This window comes from Vibrio sp. Vb1337 (assembly GCF_033338715.1).
GTDB lineage: Bacteria > Pseudomonadota > Gammaproteobacteria > Enterobacterales > Vibrionaceae > Vibrio > Vibrio alginolyticus.
Genome location: NZ_JAWOTD010000269.1, coordinates 1 through 1044, shown reverse-complemented (window position 1 = coordinate 1044; position 1044 = coordinate 1). Strand labels below are relative to the sequence as shown.

Here is a 1044-nt window from a genome sequence, read left to right as displayed (position 1 = left end):
GCTGTTTAATTTCTAAAGCGGACGCCAGTAATTTATCCATAGCCAATATCCTTGTTTTTTATGGGGGTCACAAACACCATACCGCTCGCAGATTATGAAATCAATTGATTATTGGGCTGTACTAGATTTGTGTTTTAGTCAAAGTCAATTGATGCACTATTTAACGTGATATGCATTCATTAGAAGCATTTCCGAGGATGTGTTTTACCACGAACTCTGTGACGCAAAGCATCATTCCTCTATTGAGATAATTGAATTGACAATCTTGATAAAACAATTTGTTACAAATTAACTTTGTTTTTGAGTGTTATTTGTCATTTTTCGGTAGACATCAAATGAGTAAGTCCAACTGGATGTGACTCCGTAATTATAGTTACTTTTCCCCTAAGATCGCTGTGAGCTCTAACCTTATGAAAGATGAAATTTCGGCCAGCTTTCTCGGTAATGGATTTTGATAGGGGTAGGCGACATACATTGACTTTTCTGTGCTGTATGTATGGGTAACTTTTAAAATTTCTTGATGACTACTGCCTTTTAACAGGTAGTTGGGTATTACGCCCAATCCCACACCTTGCTCAACAAAGTTCAATAAAATTGATGTATTATCGACCTCTATCACATCACAATAATTTTTTCTTATTTCTTCCTTATTCGAATGATTTTTATATATAAGAAGAGTGCTACTTTTTTCATTGCTGTTGTTAGAAATTAGAACATCATTATAATTCCCAACTTTATGCGCAATTAAATTATCATCAACAACATCATTTAGTCTTATTGCAATATCAACATCGCTTTCTAATAAATTCTCGACCTTATTACTAGACGAAATTTCAAAAATTACCGCAGGGTATCTCTCTTGTAATTTTCTCAAAATACTGCCGAAAATTGATGAAGCTATAGAGTTTGGCATTGTTATCTTGAATTTACCGCTAATACAATCACTCAGTGATCTGGCTCTATAGTTTAGTTCTTGTAGCTTACTTAATGTTTCAAGAGCCAGGGGACTAATACTTTTCCCATGGTCAGTTAAGACGAGCTTTC

At 34.5% G+C, this 1044-nt stretch carries 1 protein-coding gene; it reads right to left on the bottom strand.

Annotated features, from left to right (window positions below; genetic code table 11):
* Window positions 1–373 precede the first annotated feature (373 nt).
* Window positions 374–1044 (bottom strand): LysR family transcriptional regulator (locus R7E42_RS25550; RefSeq protein WP_318073318.1); only part of this gene is annotated, 671 nt, incomplete at its 5' end.